Below are 20,806 nucleotides of genomic sequence, written 5' to 3' on the forward strand. Positions count from 1 at the left end.
TCCGACTGGATAGATGTCAACGCGCCTAAGTTCTAGGACGGATCAAGCTGCAGCTTACAAATCCTGCAGCGGGTGTTCCGTAATTATGCCAAGAAAAATACTAACGGTATTGCTCCTGACCGTGTCAGTGGTTGTTTCTTCCTCTTTTGCGGCGTCACAGGGTCCGTATTCGCCGGATACCGTAGAAGAAGAGTTCTGGGGTGATTGGCCCATGGCAGAAGAGATGAAGATCGAGGACGATGTCTTTGCCCGCAACGATAATGGGGCCTATGCAAAATGCAAAGGATTTGGTTTTGGCATACCTAGCGGAGCTATTATAGACGGCATTCTTGTCGAGATCAAGCAAAAAACCATTTATGATGATGCAGAAAACTGGGTAGTGGACAAATCCATAAGATTAGTCAAGGCCGACAGCCTGACGGGCAGCGATAAAGCCAGACCCGATACCACCCACTGGCCGACGGTGTCCACCTACATTCCTTACGGAGGCTCTGATGATCTTTGGGGAGGATCATGGACTGCGTCAGATATAAACGGTTCCATGTTCGGGGTCGCGCTAAGCGCGACCGTTCACAAGGATTGGATACCTTCAGTGCTGGCGTTAGTAGACCATGTTAGGATCACAGTGTACTACACTGAGCCGCCCCCGCCCACCTCGCTGCGCAACGCGGTGCTCAAAGGAGCGGTCATAAGGTGAAAACAAAGTGAAATATGTTCCTTGTGCCCTAGGCCTTGCCGTAATGCTTGTGTTTGCCGCCCCCTGTTTTGGCGCGTCGCAGGGGCCTAATTCACCCGGCACAGCAGCAGATGATGCTGTCGTAGGAACTGAATCGTGGGCAAATCCTAATAATAGTAAGGTGAGTGATGGTATTTATGCGACAACAGTCCTTAATAATTACAGAGCGAATACAAGAGATAAGTATGTGCAAATTGTTAAGTCTGACGGATCCATAGGTTCTGCGAACAAAGCGGCGTCGGATTATTGGGTATATCGAACGGACACATACGCCTCTTACGGCGGTCCTGCCGATTTATGGGGTGAAAGTTGGGATGCCGACAAAATTAATGACGCCGATTTTGGCGTAGTAATTTCCGCTTATTCAATTAAGGAAGATTATGCTGAGAATATAACTCATTACCTTAGGGCGACAAATTTTGGGTTCTCTATTCCTGCAGGGGCAACAATAAACGGGATATTTGCTGAGGTTGAAAAACAAAGGGGCGGCGGAGGATCGAGTGAAACTATATACATCGACCATGTCCGCATGACGGTTTATTATACCGAAGCCACTCCTCCGGTCACCCGCCTTCGCAACTCTACCTGGAGGAACGCTACTATAAGATGAAGGTGAAAAAGGCAAAAACCTTGCAATTATTATGCGCCGATAGTATATTATTAGTTGTGCTTGTTATATATAGAGGGGCATCGCAGACAGCCGAAATGATAGTGTGATATGAAAAAACTTTTGCCGGTCTATTTTATTCTATTTTTGCTTCTTACCGCAGCGGCCTCAAGGGCTGTGCAGCTCGGGGGAGCAGATTCCACTTACCCCGAAAAGGTCCCCGGCACCTTTGAAGTGTCCGGCCAGACCACTTTTAACAGCCAGTCTTACACCTGGCCGTCTCTGCAGGGGGAAACCAACACTTTTCTCAAGAACACGGGGTCCGGTGTTCTTACCTGGGAAGGCGTAAGCGTTACTCCTGGAGGCGACAGCGGGGCGGTTCAATTTAACGCAGGAGGTTCTTTGTCGGGAGAGGCTACTAACTTTTTCTTTGACAGCACCAACAAACGCCTTGGAATAGGCACGGGAGCTCCTACTGCCACTCTTGAAGTAGCGGGGGACCTTTTGCTTACCGGCTCGGGTGATTCCAGTGTGGGAGGCAATCTGTCTATCGGTTCCGCCGGAGCCTCAATAGAGGCCTCCACGGGCAAGTATTACGGGGATGGTTCCGAACTTACCAATGTGACGCCTTCGGGAGCCGCTGGAGGCTCGCTTTCGGGCACATATCCAAATCCAACTATAGCGGCCGGAGCGGTTGCAACAGCAGAGATAGCAAGCGGAGCGGTAACGGGACCTAAACTGGCAGACGCACTTACCGGAAGTTTTAGCATTAACACTACCGGCGCGGGAACCTTTGAAGAACTAGTTCTTTCAGGTTCAGGCAATTCCTCTTTCAGCGGGGACCTTGCCATCGGTTCCGCAGGAGCCTCTATAGAAGCTGCCACCGGCAAATATTACGGGGACGGTTCCGAACTTACCAATGTTACGCCTTCGGGAGCGGCTGGAGGCTCTCTTTCCGGCACATATCCAAATCCAACTATTGCGGCCGGAGCGGTTGCAACAGCAGAGATAGCAAGCGGAGCGGTGACGGGGCCTAAACTGGCAAGCTCTGTTGATGGAAGCTTCAGCATCAATACTTCAGGAAAGGTCACAGCCGAAGCTTTTTACGGCAGCGGAGCGGGGCTTACCGGTGTTTCTGCCACTCCCGCGGGCGGGGAGGGGGCGGTCCAGTTTAATTCAAGTGGCACTTTATCGGGCGAAGCTACAAATCTGTTTTATGATGTTACGAATAAGAGGCTCGGCATCGGTACGGGGACGCCAGCTTCGGAGTTGTCCGTTAAAAGTTCTTATTCTGAGATCAGGCTTCATGTATCCGGATTCAATCCTTCTGTAAAGCTATATGACCAGGGAAGCCATTCATGGAACATACACTCTGATTATATAGCCGGTGATTTGAAATTTACAGCAGCGACAGGCACCAATGATGATCGTTTTATAATTAAACAATCCGGTAACATTGGCGTAGGGGCAAGTGCTCCGGGTTCAAAACTTGAGGTCCAGACCGGTTCTGCGGACACAAAGGGTTTGATAGTCAAGGCCTATGATTCGCAGTCGGCAGATCTGACGGAATGGCAGAATAGTTCCGGGACGATAATAGCTTCGGTGGATGCCTCGGGCAATTTCAAGTTCGGCTCGGGAGCTTCCACCGAAGCCTCGACCGGAAAGATCTGGGCAACTACTTTCTACGGCAGCGGAGCAGGGCTTACAGGTATAAGTCTGGGAACTTTTACCCAATACGGGGTAGCCTATGCCGATACAACTTCATCACTTTCCTCCACTGTGGCGGGCTCAACAGGAAAGCTTTTGAAAGGTGTTACTTCGGGAGCTCCGGTGTGGTCAAACCTGTATTACCCGGACAGCTATACAAGGTACGCTCTGGTGTATGCTACAACAACGAGTTCTCTGGCTGCCACATCGGCAGGAGCAACAGGAAAACTTTTGAAAGGGGTTACTTCGAGTGCTCCGGTGTGGTCAAACCTGTATTACCCGGACAGCTATACAAGGTACGCTCTGGTGTATGCTACAACAACGAGTTCTCTGGCTGCTACCGCAGCGGGGACGTCGGGAGCGGTATTGAAAGGAGTCACTTCTTCTGCTCCTGTCTGGGGGCAGTTGTCTCTTGAAACTGATATGACAGGGATACTGCCCGTAGTAAGAGGCGGAACCAGTGTAGGGACTTTTACGCAATACGGTCTGGTTTATGCTTCGACAACTTCTTCGCTTACTGCTACTTCGGCGGGTGCAGCAGGAAAGCTTTTGAAAGGGGTTACTTCGGGTGCTCCGGTGTGGTCAAACCTGTATTATCCGGACAGCTATACAAGGTATGCTCTGGTATATGCTACAACTACGAGTTCTCTGGCGGCAACGGCGGCGGGTACAACCGGAGCTGTATTAAAAGGGGTAACTTCCGGGGCTCCCGTATGGGGACAGGTTTCTTTGTCCGATGATGTAACCGGTGTGCTTCCGATAGCAAAGGGAGGAACAAATGCTTCTTCCTTTGCGATAATCGATAATGATGAGGATATTAACGATGGAGCCCTGATATTTTATAAAAGAAGTACTCCTGTTTTGTCGGGAGAAGCAGGAAGCGTGTATTTTGACGCATCAAATAAACGCCTTGGCATTGGGACAAGGTCTCCCAACAACCTTATCCAGGTCAGGGACCTGATCAATTTTAAGGACAGCAATTACAGCACTTTTCTGGGATTGCAAGCCGGAAAAAGCAATCTTTCAGGAGGCACTTACAACACGGCGGTGGGATATCAATCTCTCTATTCTGCGACCACAGGGAACTATAATACCTCTATAGGTTACCAGACGCTGTATTCAAATGTAACGGGAGTTGCCAATACAGCCGCTGGAACGAAAGCACTTTATTCAAATACCTCAGCCTACCATAATACTGGTTTGGGCTATAATGCCCTTGCTTTTACTACTACAGGCGGATATAACACGGCAATAGGAAGCGCGGCACTTTATTCCAATACATCGGGGATAAGCAATACTGCAAGCGGGTATGGAGCGCTGGTTGACAATACCACGGGAGCCGGTAACTCAGCTTTTGGAAGAGAGGCTTTGGCCAGCAACTCTGAAAAAAGCCATAATACGGCAATGGGCTATAGGGCTATGTACAGCAACAGCGGGGGCGTTGATAATGTTGCTGTTGGGTCGGAGGCTCTCTACAGCAATACTTCGGGATACTACCAGACCGCTATCGGGAGAAGGGCGCTTTATAACAACACTACGGGGATCCGCAATACTGCTGTTGGTTATTACGCGCTTTTTAATAATACCGAGGGCATTAACAATGTTGCTGTTGGCGGCGTAGCGCTCAATAGCAATACAAGCGGAGATAGCAACACCGCGCTTGGCTATGCGGCTCTAAATTACAATCAGACCGGAAACTACAATACTGCCGTGGGACACCAGGCTTTGAGCCAAAACACAGCGAGCAACAACAACGCTTTTGGCTACAGGGCTCTTTATTCCAATACGACAGGCCGCTACAACAGTGCTTTTGGCTATAGGGCTCTTTACTTAAGTGTTACTGCGACAAATAATGCCGCGTTCGGATATGAGGCAGGCAGGGATACCACGGGGAATTCTAATACATTCCTCGGTTATAGAGCGGGAGATCAGGTCACAACAGGTTCTCAGAATATTGTGATCGGCTACAATATTGATGCACCCTCCAATACGGGGAATTCTCAAATGACGATAGGCAACATTATTTTTGGAACAAATATTGCCGGGACCGGAACAACCATAAGTACCGGGAACATAGGCATCGGCATAAACAATCCCTCATACAAACTTGATGTGGCGGGTGGATTAAGGGCAACAGGGGCGGATGTGGACCTGACAGGCCTTGGCAGCGGCACTGGCACGGCTCTTTACCTTACAGGTTCAAACCGGGTGGTCAAACTTTCTTCAAGCAAAAGGTATAAGACGGACATAAGGGATTATGACCGGGATATGTCCGACCTTGGAAAGCTGTCCCCGGTCAGGTTTAAATGGAACGAGAGCACGGCCACTCCGGGCAAAGAAGATTTTGGGCTGATAGCGGAGGATGTGGAAAAAGTCTTCCCTGAACTTGTCACCTACAATTCAAAAGGCCAGGTGGAAGGCGTTGATTATGCAAAATTGTCCGTGGTCCTTCTAAAAGCCGTTAAGGAGCAGGCAAACAGCATCGGCAGGCAAAAAATGACCGTTTCGGTCAAGACCTCGGACTGCCGCTTGTCGGCCACAGACGAGGCTGTCATCTGTGATTCCGGATCTCCTTTAACAGTGACCCTTCCCCAAGCTACGGGTTCGGGAAGAAAGCTTTATGTTAAAAATGTCAATGCCGGCGCTGTATCGGTCATGCCGTTTACGGCAGATACCATAGACGGCCAACCGGTAAAACACCTTAATCAGTGGGATTGCATTACTGTGGTGGACTACGCATCTTCAAAATGGGCCGTACTGTACTGACCCGCCTCTGCGCCTGACCATCCTCAAGGGCTCTTTTGTCTATTGACATTGTTTGATATATAACAAATAATAGAACTGTTAATACGAATTACCGGGGTGCTTACTTTTGAAGCGCATAATTGCGTGGATAATATTATTTGTCATGGTCAATTCAACCGCGCTGGCGGCATATATGTCATCGGGCAGGCTCTCGAGCACCGGGGCGGAGGAGCGGCTTTCCCGGAGCTTCAAGCTTTCGGGATCGCTGTCCGGCAGGGCAAAGAACACTCTGACAGGGAAAAGCTATATCCTTGACGGCGGAATAGGAACCTCGGCGGTCATGTCCCCTGTCAATGTGGCATCGATAACTCCGTCTTACGGGTATAATTCGGGTGTTATAAGCATTTCGGAGATAAACGGCGACGGGTTTAGCGCCGGCGCCTCAGTAAAACTTGTTCTTGACGGGGAGACCCCTGTGGAGGCTTCAGAAGTTAGTTTTGTGTCGGGTTCGCTTATGTCGTGCAGGATAGACCTGACAGGCAAGAAAAAGGGCAGGTGGGACGTGGTCGTGGAAAACCCCGACGGTTCAAAAGGAGAGCTCAAAGAAGGTTTTGAGATCATGACCTGGGCCTCGGCCGGGCTCCTGATCTGCTATCCAAATCCTTTCGATCCTTTAGCAGGCCGGGCTTCGCTTATCTTTGAACTGGAAAAGGATTCTGATACATCCCTGTATCTTTTCAACATTTCGGCGGAACTCGTCTATCGGCGCGACTTTGCTTCAGGCTCCAACGGGGGTAAGGCAGGAACTAACAGCATAGAATGGGACGGTGTTGATTCGTTCAGCCGAGGGGCCGGCAGCGGGATCTACTTTGCCAGACTGATAGAGCGGCCCACAGGAAAGGTCCTGTCAAAAGGGAAAATAGCGGTCTTAAGGCGCTCCGGCGCGGCTACTCCGGGCAAAGGGCCCGACCTGGCGCTTTTGATATCTTTGGCCCTTATGGGAATGGCGGGACTGGCGGGGCTGGGAAGATATTACGGCATCTTAAGGCGAAGAAAGAAATAACATGAAAAAAGCGGCTTTCTTGTTCCTGGTGTTATTGCTTTTAGGCGCCACGGCGCTGGCGCAAAGCTATACAGAGGACATTACAAAAATAGGCGCGGGGGCCCGTCCCATGGGCATGGGCAAAGCATTCGTTGCTGTTTCAGACGACATAAACTCTCTTTTCCTGAATCCGGCCGGACTTGGACAGGCGGACAGGTTCCAGTTCACCAGCATGTACACATCGCTGTTTGACGGAGAACTCAATTATGTGCTGTTCGGAGCTTCCAATCCTTTCAATTTCGGGAGCCTTGGCTTTGGCTTTATTTCCACCGGTACGGGGCAGATCCCGTCGCCGGGGCCTACTTCAATCACTTATTTTGACTATTATGACAGGCTTTTTCTCCTTTCCTATTCCCTGCGCGGTCCCGTCCGCTTCGGCGGCGGGCTTTTAAGGGCCGGGGTCAATGTGAAATATTTTGCCAAAGGATTCACCGACACTGTCAACAAGCACGGCTCAGGGGTGAACGCGGACCTGGGTATAAAACTGGACTACGAAGACGGGCTCAGCTTTGCGGCCAACGCCCAGAATCTGCTCGGCAGCGGGATCTCATGGGATACGGGGGCTGTGGACAGCCTGCCTTCGGTCCTAAAGATAGGGGCCGCAAAACGGCTGTTTGACAGCAAGCTGCTTCTTGCGGCAGACTGCGATGTTCCCGCTTCAGGCTCTCTTCCGGCCCCGATGCACGCGGGTGTCGAATACAGGTACAGCAAATATCTTACTTTACGCGCGGGACTCGACCAGTCGATCAGCGCTTCTTCTTCTCTGGTCAACAATCTGGCCGCCGGCATAGGCCTTACCCTTGACTCTTTCCGTTTTGATTACTCTTACAGGCTGTACCAGGAGAGCTCTATGAATGCTGCGCATTTTGTCTCTTTTTCGGTGCTGTAACATGAAAAGAATGATCATTGTTTGCGGGGTCTTTTTGATCGCGGTGGTCGTGCTGTTTTCGGACGCGGGAGGTCTGGCACAGACAAAATCCTTGGGACTACTTGCCAACCCGCCTTCGCCCAAGCCTGTTACCGGCATTGCCAGGGCTTCGATGACCGCGTCCTGGGGGACCAACGGCAATCCGTCGGGAACAGAATATCTGTGTGAAAACATCACCACGATGTCTAATTCGGGATGGATCACCGATACCTCCTGGGTTTGTACGGGGCTTGCATCCGGCTCCGCTTATAGTTTCACGGTCAAGGCCAGAAATGACGACGGGATTGAAACAGTGGCTGTCAATCTCGGCGCAAAAAAGACAATGTCTTATATCGAGATCAACGATTCGCAGCCAAGCGACGGGGACCTCATCTCGAGCAGGCCGGCGATCAAGTTCAGGATAGATCACTCTGTTGCTCTTGACACTGCCCAGTGCGGAGCCGTGATAGACGGGACTTTTTATGTCCATGACAGCAGAGAGGAAGGTTCGGGGTATACCGTTTTTACTTATACAGCAAAAAGTTCCTTAAGCTCAGGAAGGCACGAGATCGGGGCAAAAGCAGTTGATTCGGACGGTTCGGTATACCAGGATTCTATCAGGAACCTTCAGGTAAAAGGCGATACGCCGGTCCTTGCCGGAAGCCCCCTCTGTTATCCAAACCCGTTCGATCCATCCCAGGGAAATGCTGTAATAGCATATTCTCTTTCGATGGATTGCGACATAAGCGTGTACATTATCGATGATGCCGGAATGGTGGCGGTAAAGAAGGAATATTTGTCAGGCAGCGCGGGCGCCCGAAGCGGCTATAACGAGATCGAATGGGACGGCAGCAGCGTTTCGGGGTCAAACCTGCGCAACGGTGCGTATGTTGCGGTAGTAACGGCATCGGGCACACTACTGGGGAAGGCAAAACTTATGCTTTTGAGGAGCAGATAAGCACAAAAAATGAGGGTTTTAGTCCATAAAGGGCTGACTGCAATTTTTCTGACGGCGCTTACGCTGTTTTTGTGCGGCGGCGAGCTGCCCGCGGCGGAAATGTGGCTTACCGGCAACAGCGCCAGGCCTATATCGATGGGAAGGGCCTACACAGCGGCTCAGAACGACATTGGTACACTGTTCTACAACCCGGCGGGGATATCGGAAGCCGTCTCTTTTGAGATGTCCTCGCTTTCAACAAAGCTGGGGGGGGATTTTAGTTATTCTTCGTTCGGCTGTGCCATACCTTTGCCGAGGGGTGTTATAGGGCTCGGTGTAATGTGGGAAAGTTCAGCGGGTTTTTATGAAACAACAAGAGAGGCATCGGGAAGAGTGGCAAGCACCCGGTCGTTTGATTATTCCGGCAATACACTGTTCTTTACTTATGCCGACAGGTTCAACGACCAGTGGAAATACGGTTCCAGGCTCAGATATGAGGGAGAGAATGCTCAGGGAGTGTCGGGCGGAACAGGGTCAAAACTGGTGGTAGATGCCGGACTGGTATATGACAGGAGCTCCGATATGTCGCTGGGGCTCAGCGTTTCGAACCTGCTGTCGGGCCGTATGTTGTGGAGCAACGGTTATGCTGATGAACCCTTGCAGGAGATCAAGATGGGAGTTTCTTACAGGCCCAGAAAGAACATGGAGCTTTTGCTGGACCTCATCAATTCGCCCGGGTCTCCTTTTTTAATTAAGGCAGGAATGGAATTAAGGCAGAACCAGATGTTTTCCTTAAGAGGCGGGATAGAACAGGTCCCGGCCGGGGACGCCACTTCCATGAACTTTACCATGGGGCTGGGAATAGAAATGAGCGGGTTTGGATTTGATTACGCGTATCTTTCGGACAGCCAGGTCCCCGGCAATACCACGCAGTTCTTTTCTGTCAAGCTGGTCATTCCGTCGCTTTCCAAAGAAAAATATGTCGAAGCCGACTTCAGCAAATGGCTTAAGGCCTGGATAGATTCAGCGCAGAGCGATCTCAACAAAGGAAATCTGGCCGATGCTTACGAGAAACTGGTGATAGCTCAAAGATCATCGCCTGCCAATGACAGAGTGACCCAGCTCCTTAAGGAGGTTGAAGAAGGCCCTGTTTCCCAGCCTACAAAGGAAGCGGCGGCAAAGAAACCTCTTGAAAAGCCCAAACAGGCGGCGCTTACTCCAAGCGATATGGAAAGGATAAAGGATTCGCTGGGCAACGCCCTTAAGTACTTCCATTTTGGCGAATACAATCTTGCCATAGAGGAATGCAAAAAGGCTCTGGCTGTTGATCCCGAAAATGTCCTTGCCTATAAGCGGCTGGGCTCCATTTATTACTTCCTGGGAGACATGAAGAGCGCTTCTGCCGCCTGGGAAAAGGCTTACAACCTGAACAAGAAGGACGCTAATTTGAAAAAACTGATCGACAGCATCAAATCGCAGCTGACAAAGGGCAAGCGGTAAATGCCCGGTTACAGGATCGGAATAGATGTCGGAGGCACTTTTACCCACGCGGTGGCCCTCGATAACTCAACTTATCAACTTACAGGCCAGGTAAAAGTTGCGACCACCCACAGCTCCGTTAACGGAGTCGCGCAGGGTATAATAGAATCTCTTCAGACCCTCATCTCCTCCTGTTCAATAGACCCTTTATCCGTTGTCTTTATTGCTCACAGCACAACTCAAGCTACGAACGCGCTGCTTGAAGGAGATGTTTGCCCAGTGGGGATAATCGGAATAGGGTCAGGGGTCGAAGGGTATAGGGTCAAGGGGGAAACAAATGTCGGAGATATAGACCTTGGCGGGGGGAAGAAGATCAAGGTGTTTTATGAATATGTTGAAAAAGGTGATCGTAGGGGCGACTCACGAATCGCCCCCACAGTGGCAATTAAAAAATTAATGGGGCGTGGCGCAGGTGCCATTGTTGTTGCGGAGGCATTTTCTGTTGATGATCCCGCGGGTGAAAAAGAAGTAATTGAAGCTGCCGGAAAGATGGGGATCCCCGCAACGGGGACCCACGAGATCTCGGGGCTTTACGGGCTGAGGATAAGGACAAGAACGGCTGTCATCAACGCGAGCATCCTTCCCAAGATGCTTGAGACGGCAAAAGCCACAAATGACTGCGTAAAGAAGTCCGGGATAAAGGCTCCGCTTATGATAATGCGCTCCGACGGAGGGGTCATGTCCATTGATGAAGTGAGCAAAAGGCCGATACTTACCATTCTTTCCGGTCCCGCTGCGGGTATAGCATCGGCCTTGCTGTATGTGAAGATCTCGGACGGGATCTTTCTGGAAGTGGGTGGTACCAGCACCGACATAGCAGTGATAAAGGCGGGACGGGCTGCTGTAAAAAGTGCGCAGATAGGCGGACACAAGCTGTATCTAAGGACCCTTGATTCCAGAACTGTGGGGATCGCGGGAGGTTCTATGCCTGTTATTTCGCAGGGCAGGATGCTTGATGTGGGGCCGCGCAGCGCGCACATAGCGGGACTTAAATATGCTTCATTTTCATCCCCTGATGAGATAACTGCCGATACTCTTGGCAGTAAGATAGCCGTAACAACCACCTGCGCGGCCAACGCGCTTGGGATCGTGAAAGAGGGGGAGTGGGCTTTTGGCAGCCGGCAAGCAGTGAAAAAAGCGCTGGAGCTGCTTGGGCTTTCCGCGGAAAGGCTCCTGACCATCGCATGCTCAAAAGTGGTCAAGGTCGTGGAGGACCTTGTTAAGGATTACAAACTTGATAAGGATTCCATAACTCTGATCGGCGGCGGAGGGGGAGCCGCGGCGATAGTGCCGTTCACTGCAGGAATGATGAAGCTTCCCCACAAGATAGCAGAAAACCACGCTGTTCTGTCGGCGATAGGCGCCGCTCTGGCAATGGTCTGCGATACGGTAGAAAAGAACATTGTGGACCCTTCAAAAGACGACCTTTTGAGGGTGCGCAGCCAGGCCAGGGATTCTGTTATCAGGATGGGGGCTTCTGAAGCCAGTGTGGAGGTGACGGTAGAAATAGATAAACAGAAGAACCTGGTGCGCGCCTGCGCCAGGGGTTCTATTGAGCTTAGAAAGAGGGACCTTCTCAAAAAGGAACTGCCGTTTGAGGAAAGGAAGAAGATCGCGGAAGCATCTATGAAGATAACTTCTGCCGAGCACGGCGCAGATAACGGCTGGTTCGAGGTCTTTAACGGCACAATTGACGAGAAGACATTTTTCGGTCTGCTTTCCAAAAAGGTGCAGGCGCTGCGGGTTGTTGACAGGGAAGGCGTTATAAGGCTCTCGTTTGGCAGCGCACAGGCCTTTGAGGGCCGCCCGCTTAAGGAACTCCTTGAGCAATACTCTTCTTTCGGGGACGGAGGCCAAACGGTTCCCGGCGTTTATGTCCTTGCCGGTCCCAGGATAATAGACCTTTCCAACCTTGCCTCAGCGGCCCAGATGCTGGACCTTTACGCGATAGAAACACAGGGATTGGACCCGGGGGATAAGGTTGTTATAATACTGGTAACGGAATAGGGTCCCGACCTTAAAAGGTTGGCTCCTTGGAAAGCAAGGCAGGAGCCGAACATTCATGTTCGGGTCAAAGAGGAACCATGGCAAAAGAAGTAAAGCCCGGGAAAAAGTTCGATTATCCCCTTGAGACGGTGCTCAAGGTAAAAAAGATCAAGGAAAAGAAAGAGCAGGAGAAATTTGCCGAATCCCAGAGAGAGTACTACCTGGAAAAACAGCGGGAAAAAGAGATCGAGGACGAAAAAAAAGCAAAAGCGACCGAGCTCAAGGGAATGATGAAAGGCGCTATTTCCAGCATGGACAAGATCATGCAGCGCAAACAGCACCTCAACCTCCTCAAGGAGCATCTGGACGCCCAGATAGAAAAAGTGATCGAGGCCAGCAAAAAACTGGAAAAACAAAGAGGAAAACTTCTTATCGCCATGAAGGACCGCAAGATCATAGACAAAGACAAAGAGCACAAGCTGGACAAATACAACGAAGTGATGAAGCAGCTTGACATCAAATTCATGGACGAGATCGCGACATTAAGGTTTAAGAGAGAAAAGATGAAGGGCGAGGGACAGATCTAGATTAGACGGCCTTTTTTACTTTGCCGGCCTTCATACATTTGGTGCAGACATACTCTCTTTTGACCACGCCTTTGACTATTATGCGGAGCTTTTGAAGGTTTGGCAGCCACAGCCTTTTTGTCTTTCTGTTGGAATGGCTGACCCGGTTGCCTGTTACCGGCCCTTTATGACATATAAAACATCTGCGTGACATGATTTTATTCTCCAGATACAAATATATCATATAGGACAGCCTGCTGCAACGCAGTTATTGATTTTATCGATATTCTTTGTTAGAGTTTAACCGGAGGTAGAGGGATGAATATTAATCCGGAATATCTGGTGGACAAGAAGGGGAAAAAGAAATCCGTGGTTTTCTCGCTGCGCGATTATGAGCGCCTTATGGAGTATCTTGAGAACATGGAAGATTCTATGGACCTAAAAAGAGCAAAGCGTTCCGCCAAGAGCTTTAAAAGTCTAAGCGAGATCGCATCTCACTTTAAAAGGGCCGGCCGTCTGCGCTGATAATGTACAAAGTCATTATCGAACGCAGGGCCTACAAAGAAATGGACCGCCTGCCTCGGCAGACTCTGTCCCGCATCATAAAGTCCATCAGCGCGCTTAGCCTTGATCCAAGACCATCAGGAGTTAAGAAGCTGTTCGTTCATAATGGCTGGAGGATCAGAATAGGCGATTACAGAGTTCTGTACTCGATAGATGATTCAAAAAAGGTTGTTGCAGTTTATAGGATCAAGCACAGGGGAGATGTCTACAGGTAAGTATTTCCTGTGCTAAAATTACTTCATGACCCCAGATCTTGACACCCCTGTCCAGTACCTCAAAGGAGTCGGCCCCAGCCTGGCAAAATTGTTCTCAAAATTGGGAGTGAGCACGGTCAGGGACCTGCTCTTTTATTTTCCCAGGGACTGGGAGGACCGCAGAAATATACAGCCGGCGGCAAAGCTTTCTGCCGGAGAGGACTGCCTGGTAAAAGGCATTATAAAAAGCGTCAGGGCCGAGAGGACAGGCAGGGGCTTTAACCTTGTTAAGGCCGTAATAAGCGATGACTCCGGCTCTGTGCTTGCCACCTGGTTCAACCAGCCTTTCGTAGAAAAAACGCTCAATTCAAAAAAAGGCAGCGCTGTCATTATTTCCGGCAGGGCGGACATAAACCCTTATTCAGGCGGGCTGGAAATATCAGTTAAGGACTATGAACTGCCGGACGGCTGTGAAGAAGCTTTGGCGGTAGTGCCAAAATATCCTCTTACGGCAGGGCTATACCAAAAGACCGTAAGGCGCATCATGAAAAAGGCTCTTGAACTGTGCCTGCCACGGGTAAAGGACCCTCTTCCCGAGCAGGTCTCAAAAGAACTTGGAATGGGATTTTCTTTGGCCGTAAAAGGCCTGCATTTTCCGTCGGTTCCCGAAGAGGCCGAAAGATGCCGCCAAAGGATAGCCTTTAACGAGTTCTTTCTTTTGCAGAGCGCGATAGCCATTAGGCGCAAAGAGATAAGACAGGACACAAAGGGTATAGCTTTCGACACAGAGGCCGAGCTTGTGTCAAAATTCCTTTCTGTCCTTCCATTTGAGCTGACCGGCGCGCAGAAAAAGGTCCTGGGATCGATAAAAAAGGACATGGCGTCTTGTAAGCCCATGAACCGGTTGGTGCAGGGGGATGTCGGCTCCGGAAAAACAATTGTTGCCGTTATCTCCTGCGTAACTGCAGTGTCCAACGGGTATCAGGCCGCGATAATGGCGCCCACAGAAATACTGGCCCAGCAGCATTATTTTAAGATCAAGGAATTGGTCTCAAAATTGGGGATCAAGGTCCAATTGATAACTGCAGGTGAGAATAAAAAGAGCAAGAGGCTTAAGAGCAAGAGTGAAGAAGGCAATGCAATCGACGGGCCGTGCATTGTTGTGGGGACGCACGCGCTGATCCAGGAGAGCATCAAATACTCTAAGCTGGGGCTTGTGGTGATAGACGAGCAGCACAGGTTTGGCGTGATGCAGAGGACCCAGTTAAGGGCAAAAGGCAATAATCCAGACCTGCTTGTAATGACCGCGACTCCCATACCGAGGACTCTCGCTTTCACTATCTACGGCGACCTTGACCGCTCGGTTATAGACGAACTTCCCCCGGGCAGGACCCCTGTAATGACCAAATATGTCAGCGAGGGCAAAAGAGCATCTCTTTACGGGTTCATGGAAGAAGAAATATCCAAAGGGCGGCAGGCGTATGTGGTCTGCCCGTTGATAGAAGAATCCGAGAAAATAGACCTTAAGGCGGCAAGGCAGACCTGCGACACTCTTAAAGCGGTCTTTTCCGATCATAATGTTGAACTGATGCACGGCAGGATGAAACCCGCAGAAAAAGAAAAGATAATGAAAGCTTTTAAAGAGAACAAGATACAGGTCCTGGTTTCCACCACCGTGATAGAGGTCGGCATCGATATTTCTAACGCCAGCATAATGCTGATAGAACATGTGGAACGGTTCGGCCTTTCGCAGCTGCATCAATTGCGGGGCCGCATCGGCAGGGGAGCGGAGCAGTCTTACTGCTTTTTGATGGGAAAGGCCTCTTCGGAAGAGTCAAAGGCAAGGGTTAAAGTGATGCTCGAGACCAACGACGGGTTCAAGATAGCCGAAGCGGACCTTAAACTGCGCGGGCCGGGAGAATTTTTAGGCGTGAGACAGTCCGGCCTGCCTGAGTTCAAGGCTGCAGACATAATACGCGACGCGCAGCTGCTGGAGAAAGCAAGAAAAGCAGCTTTTGATATAATCAGTAATGACCCCGACCTGGCAGAGCCTCAGAGCCGGGAACTGAAGACAGAGGTGTTTGGCAGGTACGGGAAATTCTTTGGACTGGATGTGATCAACTGATGAGAGTGATAGGAGGCTCGGCAAAAGGGCGAATGCTTAAAACGGCTGTTTTAGGGGGAGGCAAAAAAATACGGCCTCTTTCTGACCAGGCAAAGGAAGCTCTCTTCAACATACTTGCTCCTGTCATAGAAGGCAGCGCGTTTCTTGACCTTTTCGCGGGGTCCGGCCAGGTGGGGATAGAGGCTCTTTCCCGCGGGGCCGCTTTGTGTCTGTTCTGCGAAAAAGAAGGCAAAGCGGTCCATTTTATAAAAGAGAACCTGGAGCTCTGCGCCCTGTCCGACAGGGCCGAGGTCTATGTGCTGGATGTGCTGCGGGCAGTTGATGTCCTGGACAAGAACAAGGCTCTTTTTGATGTGATCTTTATAGGGGCCCCTTACGGCCAGAAGATACTGATAGAGACTTTGGAAAAACTGTCAAAAAGTGCTATATTAAGGGAAAAAGCCGTGGTAATAGCCGAGCATACAAAAAGGCAGGAAGTCAGTTCCGAATACGGACCGCTCAAGAAATTCAGAGAGAACAAGTACGGGGATACGGTGTTCTCGTTCTACAGGATGGAACAATGAAGATCTGTGTATATCCGGGCAGTTTTGACCCGATAACCAACGGACATCTTGACATAATCAAGAGGGCGCTTAAGACCTTTGACGAGGTCTATGTGGCAGTCTTGCACAATCCCGAAAAAGAGCCCAATTTCTCTTTTGTGCAGAGGATGAAAATGGTAAAAGAGTCGGTTTCCGGCATGAAAAAAGTGTCTGTCGAGAGCTTTGACGGGCTACTGGTGGACTATGCGGCCTCAAAGGGGGCCTGTGCTATAATTAGAGGGCTGCGGGCTGTTTCGGATTTTGAATTTGAATTTCAGATGGCCTTGACCAATGCCAAAATGCAGCCCAGGATAGAGACCGTGTTTTTGATGACAGGATATAAATATTCTTATCTAAGCTCGAGCCTGGTGATGCAGATAGCAAGACTGGGAGGGGATGTGTCGGACCTGGTGCCTGCTGCGGTGAACAAAGAACTTAAGACCATTAAAAAGACCGAAAGGGGCAAATAATGGACAAGATCCTGGGACTGCTGGACACTCTGGAATCCCTAATCCTGGACAGCCTAAAGATCCCGATGACCGGAAAGACCCTGATCAACGAAGCCGATGTCCTGGCTGTCATAGACAAGATAAGGCTGGTGCTGCAGGGAGAGCCCGGCATTACAATGAGAGCCCCTCAGGAAAGACAGGAAGCCCCCTCCGCAAGGATAAAAATGCCGCAGGTTAATGATGCCGCGGAAGTGTCCGGACAGGACGCGCAGGCCAAGGCCATGGAGATAATACAGCAGGCCTATCAGGCCGCGGCGGAGATCAAAGGGGGCGCCAACAAATACGCCGATGATGTCCTTTTAAGCCTTGAAGCCAACGCCAACAAGATAATCAGGACCATCAAGAACGGCAGGCTGCGCCTCAACAAGACCTTTGGAGGCCAGATCAGCGCGCAGTCCTCTTCCGAGACCGAGGGAAGCTCTGTTGAGAACTGACAAAAGGAACAACTCTCAGCTTAGAAGCGTCAGCATAACCAGGGGATTCATCAAGCATCCTGCCGGCTCCGTTCTGGTGTGCATGGGCGATACCAAAGTCATCTGCACTGCCACAATAGAAGAGAATGTTCCCCCGCACAAAAAGGGCTCCGGCTCCGGTTGGGTGACGGCAGAATACGGCATGCTTCCCGGCTCTACATCCCAGAGGAACAAAAGGGAGTCTTCAAGCGTCAGAATAAAAGGAAGGACCCAGGAGATACAGCGTCTTATCGGCAGGAGCCTGCGCGCCGTTATGGACCTGGAACTGCTGGGCGAGCGCACTATCCTGCTTGATGCCGATGTTATACAGGCGGACGGGGGAACGCGCACGGCCTCAATAACCGGTTGTTTTGTGGCGATGCATGACGCGGTCCAAAAACTGCTTAAGGACGGCAAGGTAAAAAGAACCCCGATAAAGGACTTTGTTGCAGCGGTAAGCGCCGGCATAGTTGGAGGAGAAGTTCTGCTGGACCTTAATTACAGCGAGGATTTTCAGGCCTCTGTTGACATGAACATTGTAATGACAGGCTCTGGAAAACTCGTTGAAGTTCAGGGCACCGCAGAAACCGAGCCTTTTTCTAAAAAGAGACTGCTTGAATTGATAGAGACTGCTGCCGTCGGGATCAAAGAACTGATCGAATCTCAAAAGGAAGCTCTAAAATGAAAGCCCTTATCTTATCGGGAGGAAAAGGCTCAAGGCTGCGGCCGCTTACCCACACAAGCGCCAAGCAGCTTTTGCCGATAGCCAACAAACCGATAATCTTTTACGGCATAGAATCGATAGCAGCGGCGGGCATCAAAGAATTTGCGGTCATAGTGGGGGACACCGCGGAAGATGTCATGAGAGAGGTCGGCGACGGCAGCAGATGGGGGATAAGCATAACTTATATCAGGCAGGACCAGCCGCTGGGGCTGGCACATGCCGTCAAGATATCCAGAGACTTTATGAAAGACGAGCCTTTCATAATGTACTTGGGCGACAACATGCTAAAAGAGGGCATCCCCGAACTGGTAGCTAAGTTCAAGTACGAAAAGCCCAACTCTCTTATTCTCCTGACAAAAGTACCCGACCCCCAGCAGTTTGGCGTGGCGGAGCTGGATGCCTCAGGAAAAATAGTAAAGCTGACCGAAAAGCCGAAAGAACCAAAAAGCGACCTTGCCCTGGTCGGCGTCTATCTTTTTGACAAAACTATCTTTGAAGCGGTCGATCTTATCAAGCCTTCGAAAAGAGGCGAGCTGGAGATAACCGATGCGATCTCCCGACTCCTTGAGACCGGACACAGGGTTGAGCATCATGTGGTGAGTGGCTGGTGGAAGGACACGGGAAAACCGTCGGACCTGCTTGAGGCAAACCAGCTGATACTTAAGGACCTGCCGTCCAAAATAACAGGGAGCGTTGACAGGCCCTCCGAGATAAAAGGAAATGTCGTTATCGAAGAAGGGGCCAGGATAGAAAGCAGTATCCTGGAAGGCCCCGCGGTGATAGGCAGGAATACCCTGATAAAAAAGGCCTATATAGGTCCCTATACTTCTGTCTCAAGCGATGTCGTGATAGAAAAAAGCAAGGTGGAAAATAGTATAATAATGGAAGAAGTCTCCATTTCCGGGGTCCACCATAAGATAACGGAGAGCATCATCGGCCGAGGGGTCAGGATAGTCTCTACCTCCGGAAAGGCTGCCGACCACAAGTTCATAATAGGGGACAAAAGCGAGGTGGTTTTGGCATGAGAAAGGTATTGATAACAGGAGGCGCCGGTTTTATCGGCAGCAACTTTACCAGATATCTCATCGGCAAATACCCCGATTATCAGGTGACCGTGCTTGATGCCCTGACCTATGCCGGCAACCTTGACAATTTAAGCGGCCTATCCGGAAATCCCAGTTTCCAGTTCTTTCACGGGGACATAAGGGACAAGAATATAGTGGGCAACCTCATGGCCAACCATGATGCCGTTGTTCATTTTGCGGCCGAAACCCATGTGGACCGCTCAATTGTGGATGCGGATTCCTTCATTTCTACCGATGTCTACGGCACCTATCTATTGTTGGAAGCGGCAAGAGCGGCAAACATCAAGAAATTCGTACACATCTCTACCGACGAGGTCTATGGCGAGGCTCCCGGCAGGCCCTCGCTTGAGGACGACGCGCTGTATCCCAAGAGCCCGTACGCAGCAAGCAAAGCCGGCGCCGACAGGCTGGCCTATTCATACTATACAACTTACGGCGTTCCCGTGGTCATCTCACGCTGCGCCAACAACTACGGGCCTTACCAGTATCCGGAAAAGCTTATCCCGTTCTTTTTGACCAATGCCCTTGAGGATAAGCCGCTTCCCGCCTACGGCACCGGAAAGAACACAAGGACCTGGATACACGCTCTTGACCACTCAACGGCCATTGACCTGCTGCTTCACAGCAAAAGCAATGCCGACGGCAAAGCCTACAACATCAGCTCCAGAGAGGAGTTCTCGGTCCTTGAGATAGCCGAGCTGATACTTGATGCTGTTAAAAAACCGAAGTCGCTCATCAAGTTCGTAAAAGACAGGCCTGGCCATGTGGTGCGCCATGCTGTCGACCCTAAAAAGATGGAAGAGGACTTTGGCTGGCAGGCTAAGACAAAATTTTCTGACGGCATACGCGATACCATAAAATGGTATATTGACAATAGGGACTGGTGGAAAAAGATCAAGGACAAGCAGAAAGACTATGAAGAATTCAGGCAGAAATGGTATGAAAAGAGGTAGCCTTTTGTTCAAGAGGATAATTAAACCTACAGCAGGCCTTTTGGTCCTGACCTTTTTTATGATGCCTCTGAGCTCTGCGGCGCAGGATGCATCCCAGGGTTCCTTTGGTACGCAGTCGCAGTACCTGTATTCTCCGGAGGAGATGAAGGCCTATACGCTTAATCCCGGGGATGAAGTTGCGTTTTCCATCATTGTGGGAGATAACGCAAAGACCCTCAATTACAAGTTCATTATCACCCCTATGGGAGAGGTGTTCATTCCGAGCGTCGGCGTGATAGAGATCATGGGGCTATCCATAAAGGAAGCCAAGGCCAAAATAGATGCCGAGATAAGAAAGCATTTTAAGGAAAAATTCAGGTCCTACCTGGTCCTGATACAGCCCAAGGTGACCAGGCTTAGGATGGAAGGGGACGCCATCTCTATCCCATATACCCAGCGCTATGTTTATGTGTACGGCGAAGTGTCGGCTCCAGGCAGGTTCGCTTTTCTTCCCGGCTCCCAACTTTCGGATTATCTCAATTTTGCCGGGGGTCCCACCCGCAGGGCAAATCTTTCGGGAGTGGAAGTGGTCAGGAACGAAAAAGGAGTTCCGGAGGTATTCAAGGTCAATGCCAACGATCTTGTCTACAAAGGAATTAAAGACCATGATATTGATATTATTTCCGGCGACATAATTAAAGTGCCGCAGAACTTTTTCTACTTTGACGATTTTGCTACCTTTGCGAACACTATCATGCTCGGCATAACGCTCTACTATACTGTGCAGAACTTTATAAAAACGAGGTAA

General features: G+C 50.4%; 20 protein-coding genes. 19 read left to right on the top strand and 1 reads right to left on the bottom strand.

The window, feature by feature from the left end; all coding sequences use genetic code 11:
- The first annotated feature begins 85 nt into the window (after positions 1-85).
- From WC490_00985 to WC490_01025, 9 genes are all read left to right on the top strand, one after another.
- On the top strand, positions 86-697 hold the full coding sequence (locus WC490_00985; GenBank protein ID MFA5097183.1) for a hypothetical protein: 612 nt from the start codon (positions 86-88) through the stop codon (positions 695-697).
- A gap of 7 nt (positions 698-704) precedes the next feature.
- Complete coding sequence (locus WC490_00990; GenBank protein MFA5097184.1) at positions 705-1,346, top strand: hypothetical protein; 642 nt, start codon at positions 705-707, stop codon at positions 1,344-1,346.
- Between the two features lie 108 nt (positions 1,347-1,454).
- A complete protein-coding gene (locus WC490_00995) occupies positions 1,455-5,816 on the top strand; it encodes a tail fiber domain-containing protein (GenBank protein ID MFA5097185.1) in 4,362 nt (1,453 codons plus the stop codon).
- Positions 5,817-5,958: 142 nt separating this feature from the next.
- On the top strand, positions 5,959-6,858 hold the full coding sequence (locus WC490_01000) for a hypothetical protein (GenBank protein MFA5097186.1): 900 nt from the start codon (positions 5,959-5,961) through the stop codon (positions 6,856-6,858).
- 1 nt (position 6,859) lies between these two features.
- Positions 6,860-7,786, top strand: a complete 927-nt coding sequence (locus tag WC490_01005) for a PorV/PorQ family protein (protein MFA5097187.1) — start codon at positions 6,860-6,862, stop codon at positions 7,784-7,786.
- Between the two features lies 1 nt (position 7,787).
- On the top strand, positions 7,788-8,762 hold the full coding sequence (locus WC490_01010; protein ID MFA5097188.1) for a hypothetical protein: 975 nt from the start codon (positions 7,788-7,790) through the stop codon (positions 8,760-8,762).
- A 9-nt stretch (positions 8,763-8,771) separates the two neighbouring features.
- Entirely contained in the window at positions 8,772-10,241 is a 1,470-nt protein-coding gene (locus WC490_01015; protein ID MFA5097189.1) for a hypothetical protein, read from the top strand.
- Positions 10,242-12,287, top strand: coding sequence for a hydantoinase/oxoprolinase family protein (locus WC490_01020; protein ID MFA5097190.1), 2,046 nt, complete (start codon positions 10,242-10,244; stop codon positions 12,285-12,287). It begins immediately after the preceding gene.
- A 77-nt stretch (positions 12,288-12,364) separates the two neighbouring features.
- The gene (locus tag WC490_01025; GenBank protein ID MFA5097191.1) at positions 12,365-12,853 is read left to right on the top strand and encodes a hypothetical protein; all 489 of its coding nucleotides are present in this window, start codon (positions 12,365-12,367) and stop codon (positions 12,851-12,853) included.
- A gap of 1 nt (position 12,854) precedes the next feature.
- On the opposite strand, the gene rpmB is transcribed toward WC490_01025, so the two are convergent.
- On the bottom strand, positions 12,855-13,046 hold the full coding sequence (gene rpmB, locus WC490_01030; protein ID MFA5097192.1) for a 50S ribosomal protein L28: 192 nt from the start codon (positions 13,044-13,046) through the stop codon (positions 12,855-12,857).
- Positions 13,047-13,150: 104 nt separating this feature from the next.
- Here rpmB and WC490_01035 point away from each other — a divergent pair, with 104 nt between their 5' ends.
- The 10 genes from WC490_01035 to WC490_01080 are packed head-to-tail and all read left to right on the top strand — an operon-like array spanning position 13,151 to position 20,806.
- The gene (locus tag WC490_01035) at positions 13,151-13,357 is read left to right on the top strand and encodes a hypothetical protein (protein MFA5097193.1); all 207 of its coding nucleotides are present in this window, start codon (positions 13,151-13,153) and stop codon (positions 13,355-13,357) included.
- Positions 13,358-13,359: 2 nt separating this feature from the next.
- Complete coding sequence (locus WC490_01040) at positions 13,360-13,611, top strand: type II toxin-antitoxin system RelE/ParE family toxin (GenBank protein ID MFA5097194.1); 252 nt, start codon at positions 13,360-13,362, stop codon at positions 13,609-13,611.
- A gap of 25 nt (positions 13,612-13,636) precedes the next feature.
- Positions 13,637-15,715 carry an ATP-dependent DNA helicase RecG gene (gene recG, locus WC490_01045; protein ID MFA5097195.1) on the top strand — a complete coding sequence of 693 codons (2,079 nt, stop codon included), beginning with the start codon at positions 13,637-13,639 and terminating at the stop codon, positions 15,713-15,715.
- Positions 15,715-16,278 carry a 16S rRNA (guanine(966)-N(2))-methyltransferase RsmD gene (gene rsmD, locus WC490_01050; GenBank protein ID MFA5097196.1) on the top strand — a complete coding sequence of 188 codons (564 nt, stop codon included), beginning with the start codon at positions 15,715-15,717 and terminating at the stop codon, positions 16,276-16,278. Before recG ends, rsmD begins: the two co-directional genes overlap by 1 nt.
- Positions 16,275-16,766 carry a pantetheine-phosphate adenylyltransferase gene (coaD, locus tag WC490_01055; GenBank protein MFA5097197.1) on the top strand — a complete coding sequence of 164 codons (492 nt, stop codon included), beginning with the start codon at positions 16,275-16,277 and terminating at the stop codon, positions 16,764-16,766. The genes rsmD and coaD overlap by 4 nt, the downstream gene beginning before the upstream one ends.
- Positions 16,766-17,239 (top strand): hypothetical protein, encoded by a 474-nt coding sequence (locus tag WC490_01060; protein MFA5097198.1) that lies wholly within the window; start codon positions 16,766-16,768, stop codon positions 17,237-17,239. The genes coaD and WC490_01060 overlap by 1 nt, the downstream gene beginning before the upstream one ends.
- On the top strand, positions 17,229-17,942 hold the full coding sequence (gene rph, locus WC490_01065) for a ribonuclease PH (protein ID MFA5097199.1): 714 nt from the start codon (positions 17,229-17,231) through the stop codon (positions 17,940-17,942). The genes WC490_01060 and rph overlap by 11 nt, the downstream gene beginning before the upstream one ends.
- The gene (locus tag WC490_01070) at positions 17,939-19,006 is read left to right on the top strand and encodes a glucose-1-phosphate thymidylyltransferase (GenBank protein ID MFA5097200.1); all 1,068 of its coding nucleotides are present in this window, start codon (positions 17,939-17,941) and stop codon (positions 19,004-19,006) included. Before rph ends, WC490_01070 begins: the two co-directional genes overlap by 4 nt.
- Positions 19,003-20,019 (top strand): dTDP-glucose 4,6-dehydratase, encoded by a 1,017-nt coding sequence (rfbB, locus tag WC490_01075; protein ID MFA5097201.1) that lies wholly within the window; start codon positions 19,003-19,005, stop codon positions 20,017-20,019. The genes WC490_01070 and rfbB overlap by 4 nt, the downstream gene beginning before the upstream one ends.
- Entirely contained in the window at positions 20,006-20,806 is an 801-nt protein-coding gene (locus WC490_01080) for an SLBB domain-containing protein (protein MFA5097202.1), read from the top strand. The genes rfbB and WC490_01080 overlap by 14 nt, the downstream gene beginning before the upstream one ends.

Source organism: Candidatus Margulisiibacteriota bacterium (assembly GCA_041650635.1).
In the GTDB taxonomy this organism is placed as follows: Bacteria; Margulisbacteria; WOR-1; order JAKLHX01; family JBAZKV01; genus JBAZKV01.

Coding starts and splice junctions, on each gene's coding strand:
- WC490_01015 (MFA5097189.1), top strand. CDS start 8,772: ATGAGGGTTTTAGTCCATAAAGGGCTGACTGCAATTTTTCTGACGGCG.
- WC490_01000 (MFA5097186.1), top strand. CDS start 5,959: ATGGTCAATTCAACCGCGCTGGCGGCATATATGTCATCGGGCAGGCTC.
- WC490_01035 (MFA5097193.1), top strand. CDS start 13,151: ATGAATATTAATCCGGAATATCTGGTGGACAAGAAGGGGAAAAAGAAA.
- rpmB (MFA5097192.1), bottom strand. CDS start 13,046: ATGTCACGCAGATGTTTTATATGTCATAAAGGGCCGGTAACAGGCAAC.
- WC490_01080 (MFA5097202.1), top strand. CDS start 20,006: ATGAAAAGAGGTAGCCTTTTGTTCAAGAGGATAATTAAACCTACAGCA.
- rsmD (MFA5097196.1), top strand. CDS start 15,715: ATGAGAGTGATAGGAGGCTCGGCAAAAGGGCGAATGCTTAAAACGGCT.
- WC490_00985 (MFA5097183.1), top strand. CDS start 86: ATGCCAAGAAAAATACTAACGGTATTGCTCCTGACCGTGTCAGTGGTT.
- WC490_01010 (MFA5097188.1), top strand. CDS start 7,788: ATGAAAAGAATGATCATTGTTTGCGGGGTCTTTTTGATCGCGGTGGTC.
- WC490_00995 (MFA5097185.1), top strand. CDS start 1,455: ATGAAAAAACTTTTGCCGGTCTATTTTATTCTATTTTTGCTTCTTACC.
- rfbB (MFA5097201.1), top strand. CDS start 19,003: ATGAGAAAGGTATTGATAACAGGAGGCGCCGGTTTTATCGGCAGCAAC.
- WC490_01070 (MFA5097200.1), top strand. CDS start 17,939: ATGAAAGCCCTTATCTTATCGGGAGGAAAAGGCTCAAGGCTGCGGCCG.
- recG (MFA5097195.1), top strand. CDS start 13,637: ATGACCCCAGATCTTGACACCCCTGTCCAGTACCTCAAAGGAGTCGGC.
- WC490_01005 (MFA5097187.1), top strand. CDS start 6,860: ATGAAAAAAGCGGCTTTCTTGTTCCTGGTGTTATTGCTTTTAGGCGCC.
- coaD (MFA5097197.1), top strand. CDS start 16,275: ATGAAGATCTGTGTATATCCGGGCAGTTTTGACCCGATAACCAACGGA.
- WC490_01020 (MFA5097190.1), top strand. CDS start 10,242: ATGCCCGGTTACAGGATCGGAATAGATGTCGGAGGCACTTTTACCCAC.
- WC490_01040 (MFA5097194.1), top strand. CDS start 13,360: ATGTACAAAGTCATTATCGAACGCAGGGCCTACAAAGAAATGGACCGC.
- WC490_01025 (MFA5097191.1), top strand. CDS start 12,365: ATGGCAAAAGAAGTAAAGCCCGGGAAAAAGTTCGATTATCCCCTTGAG.
- WC490_01060 (MFA5097198.1), top strand. CDS start 16,766: ATGGACAAGATCCTGGGACTGCTGGACACTCTGGAATCCCTAATCCTG.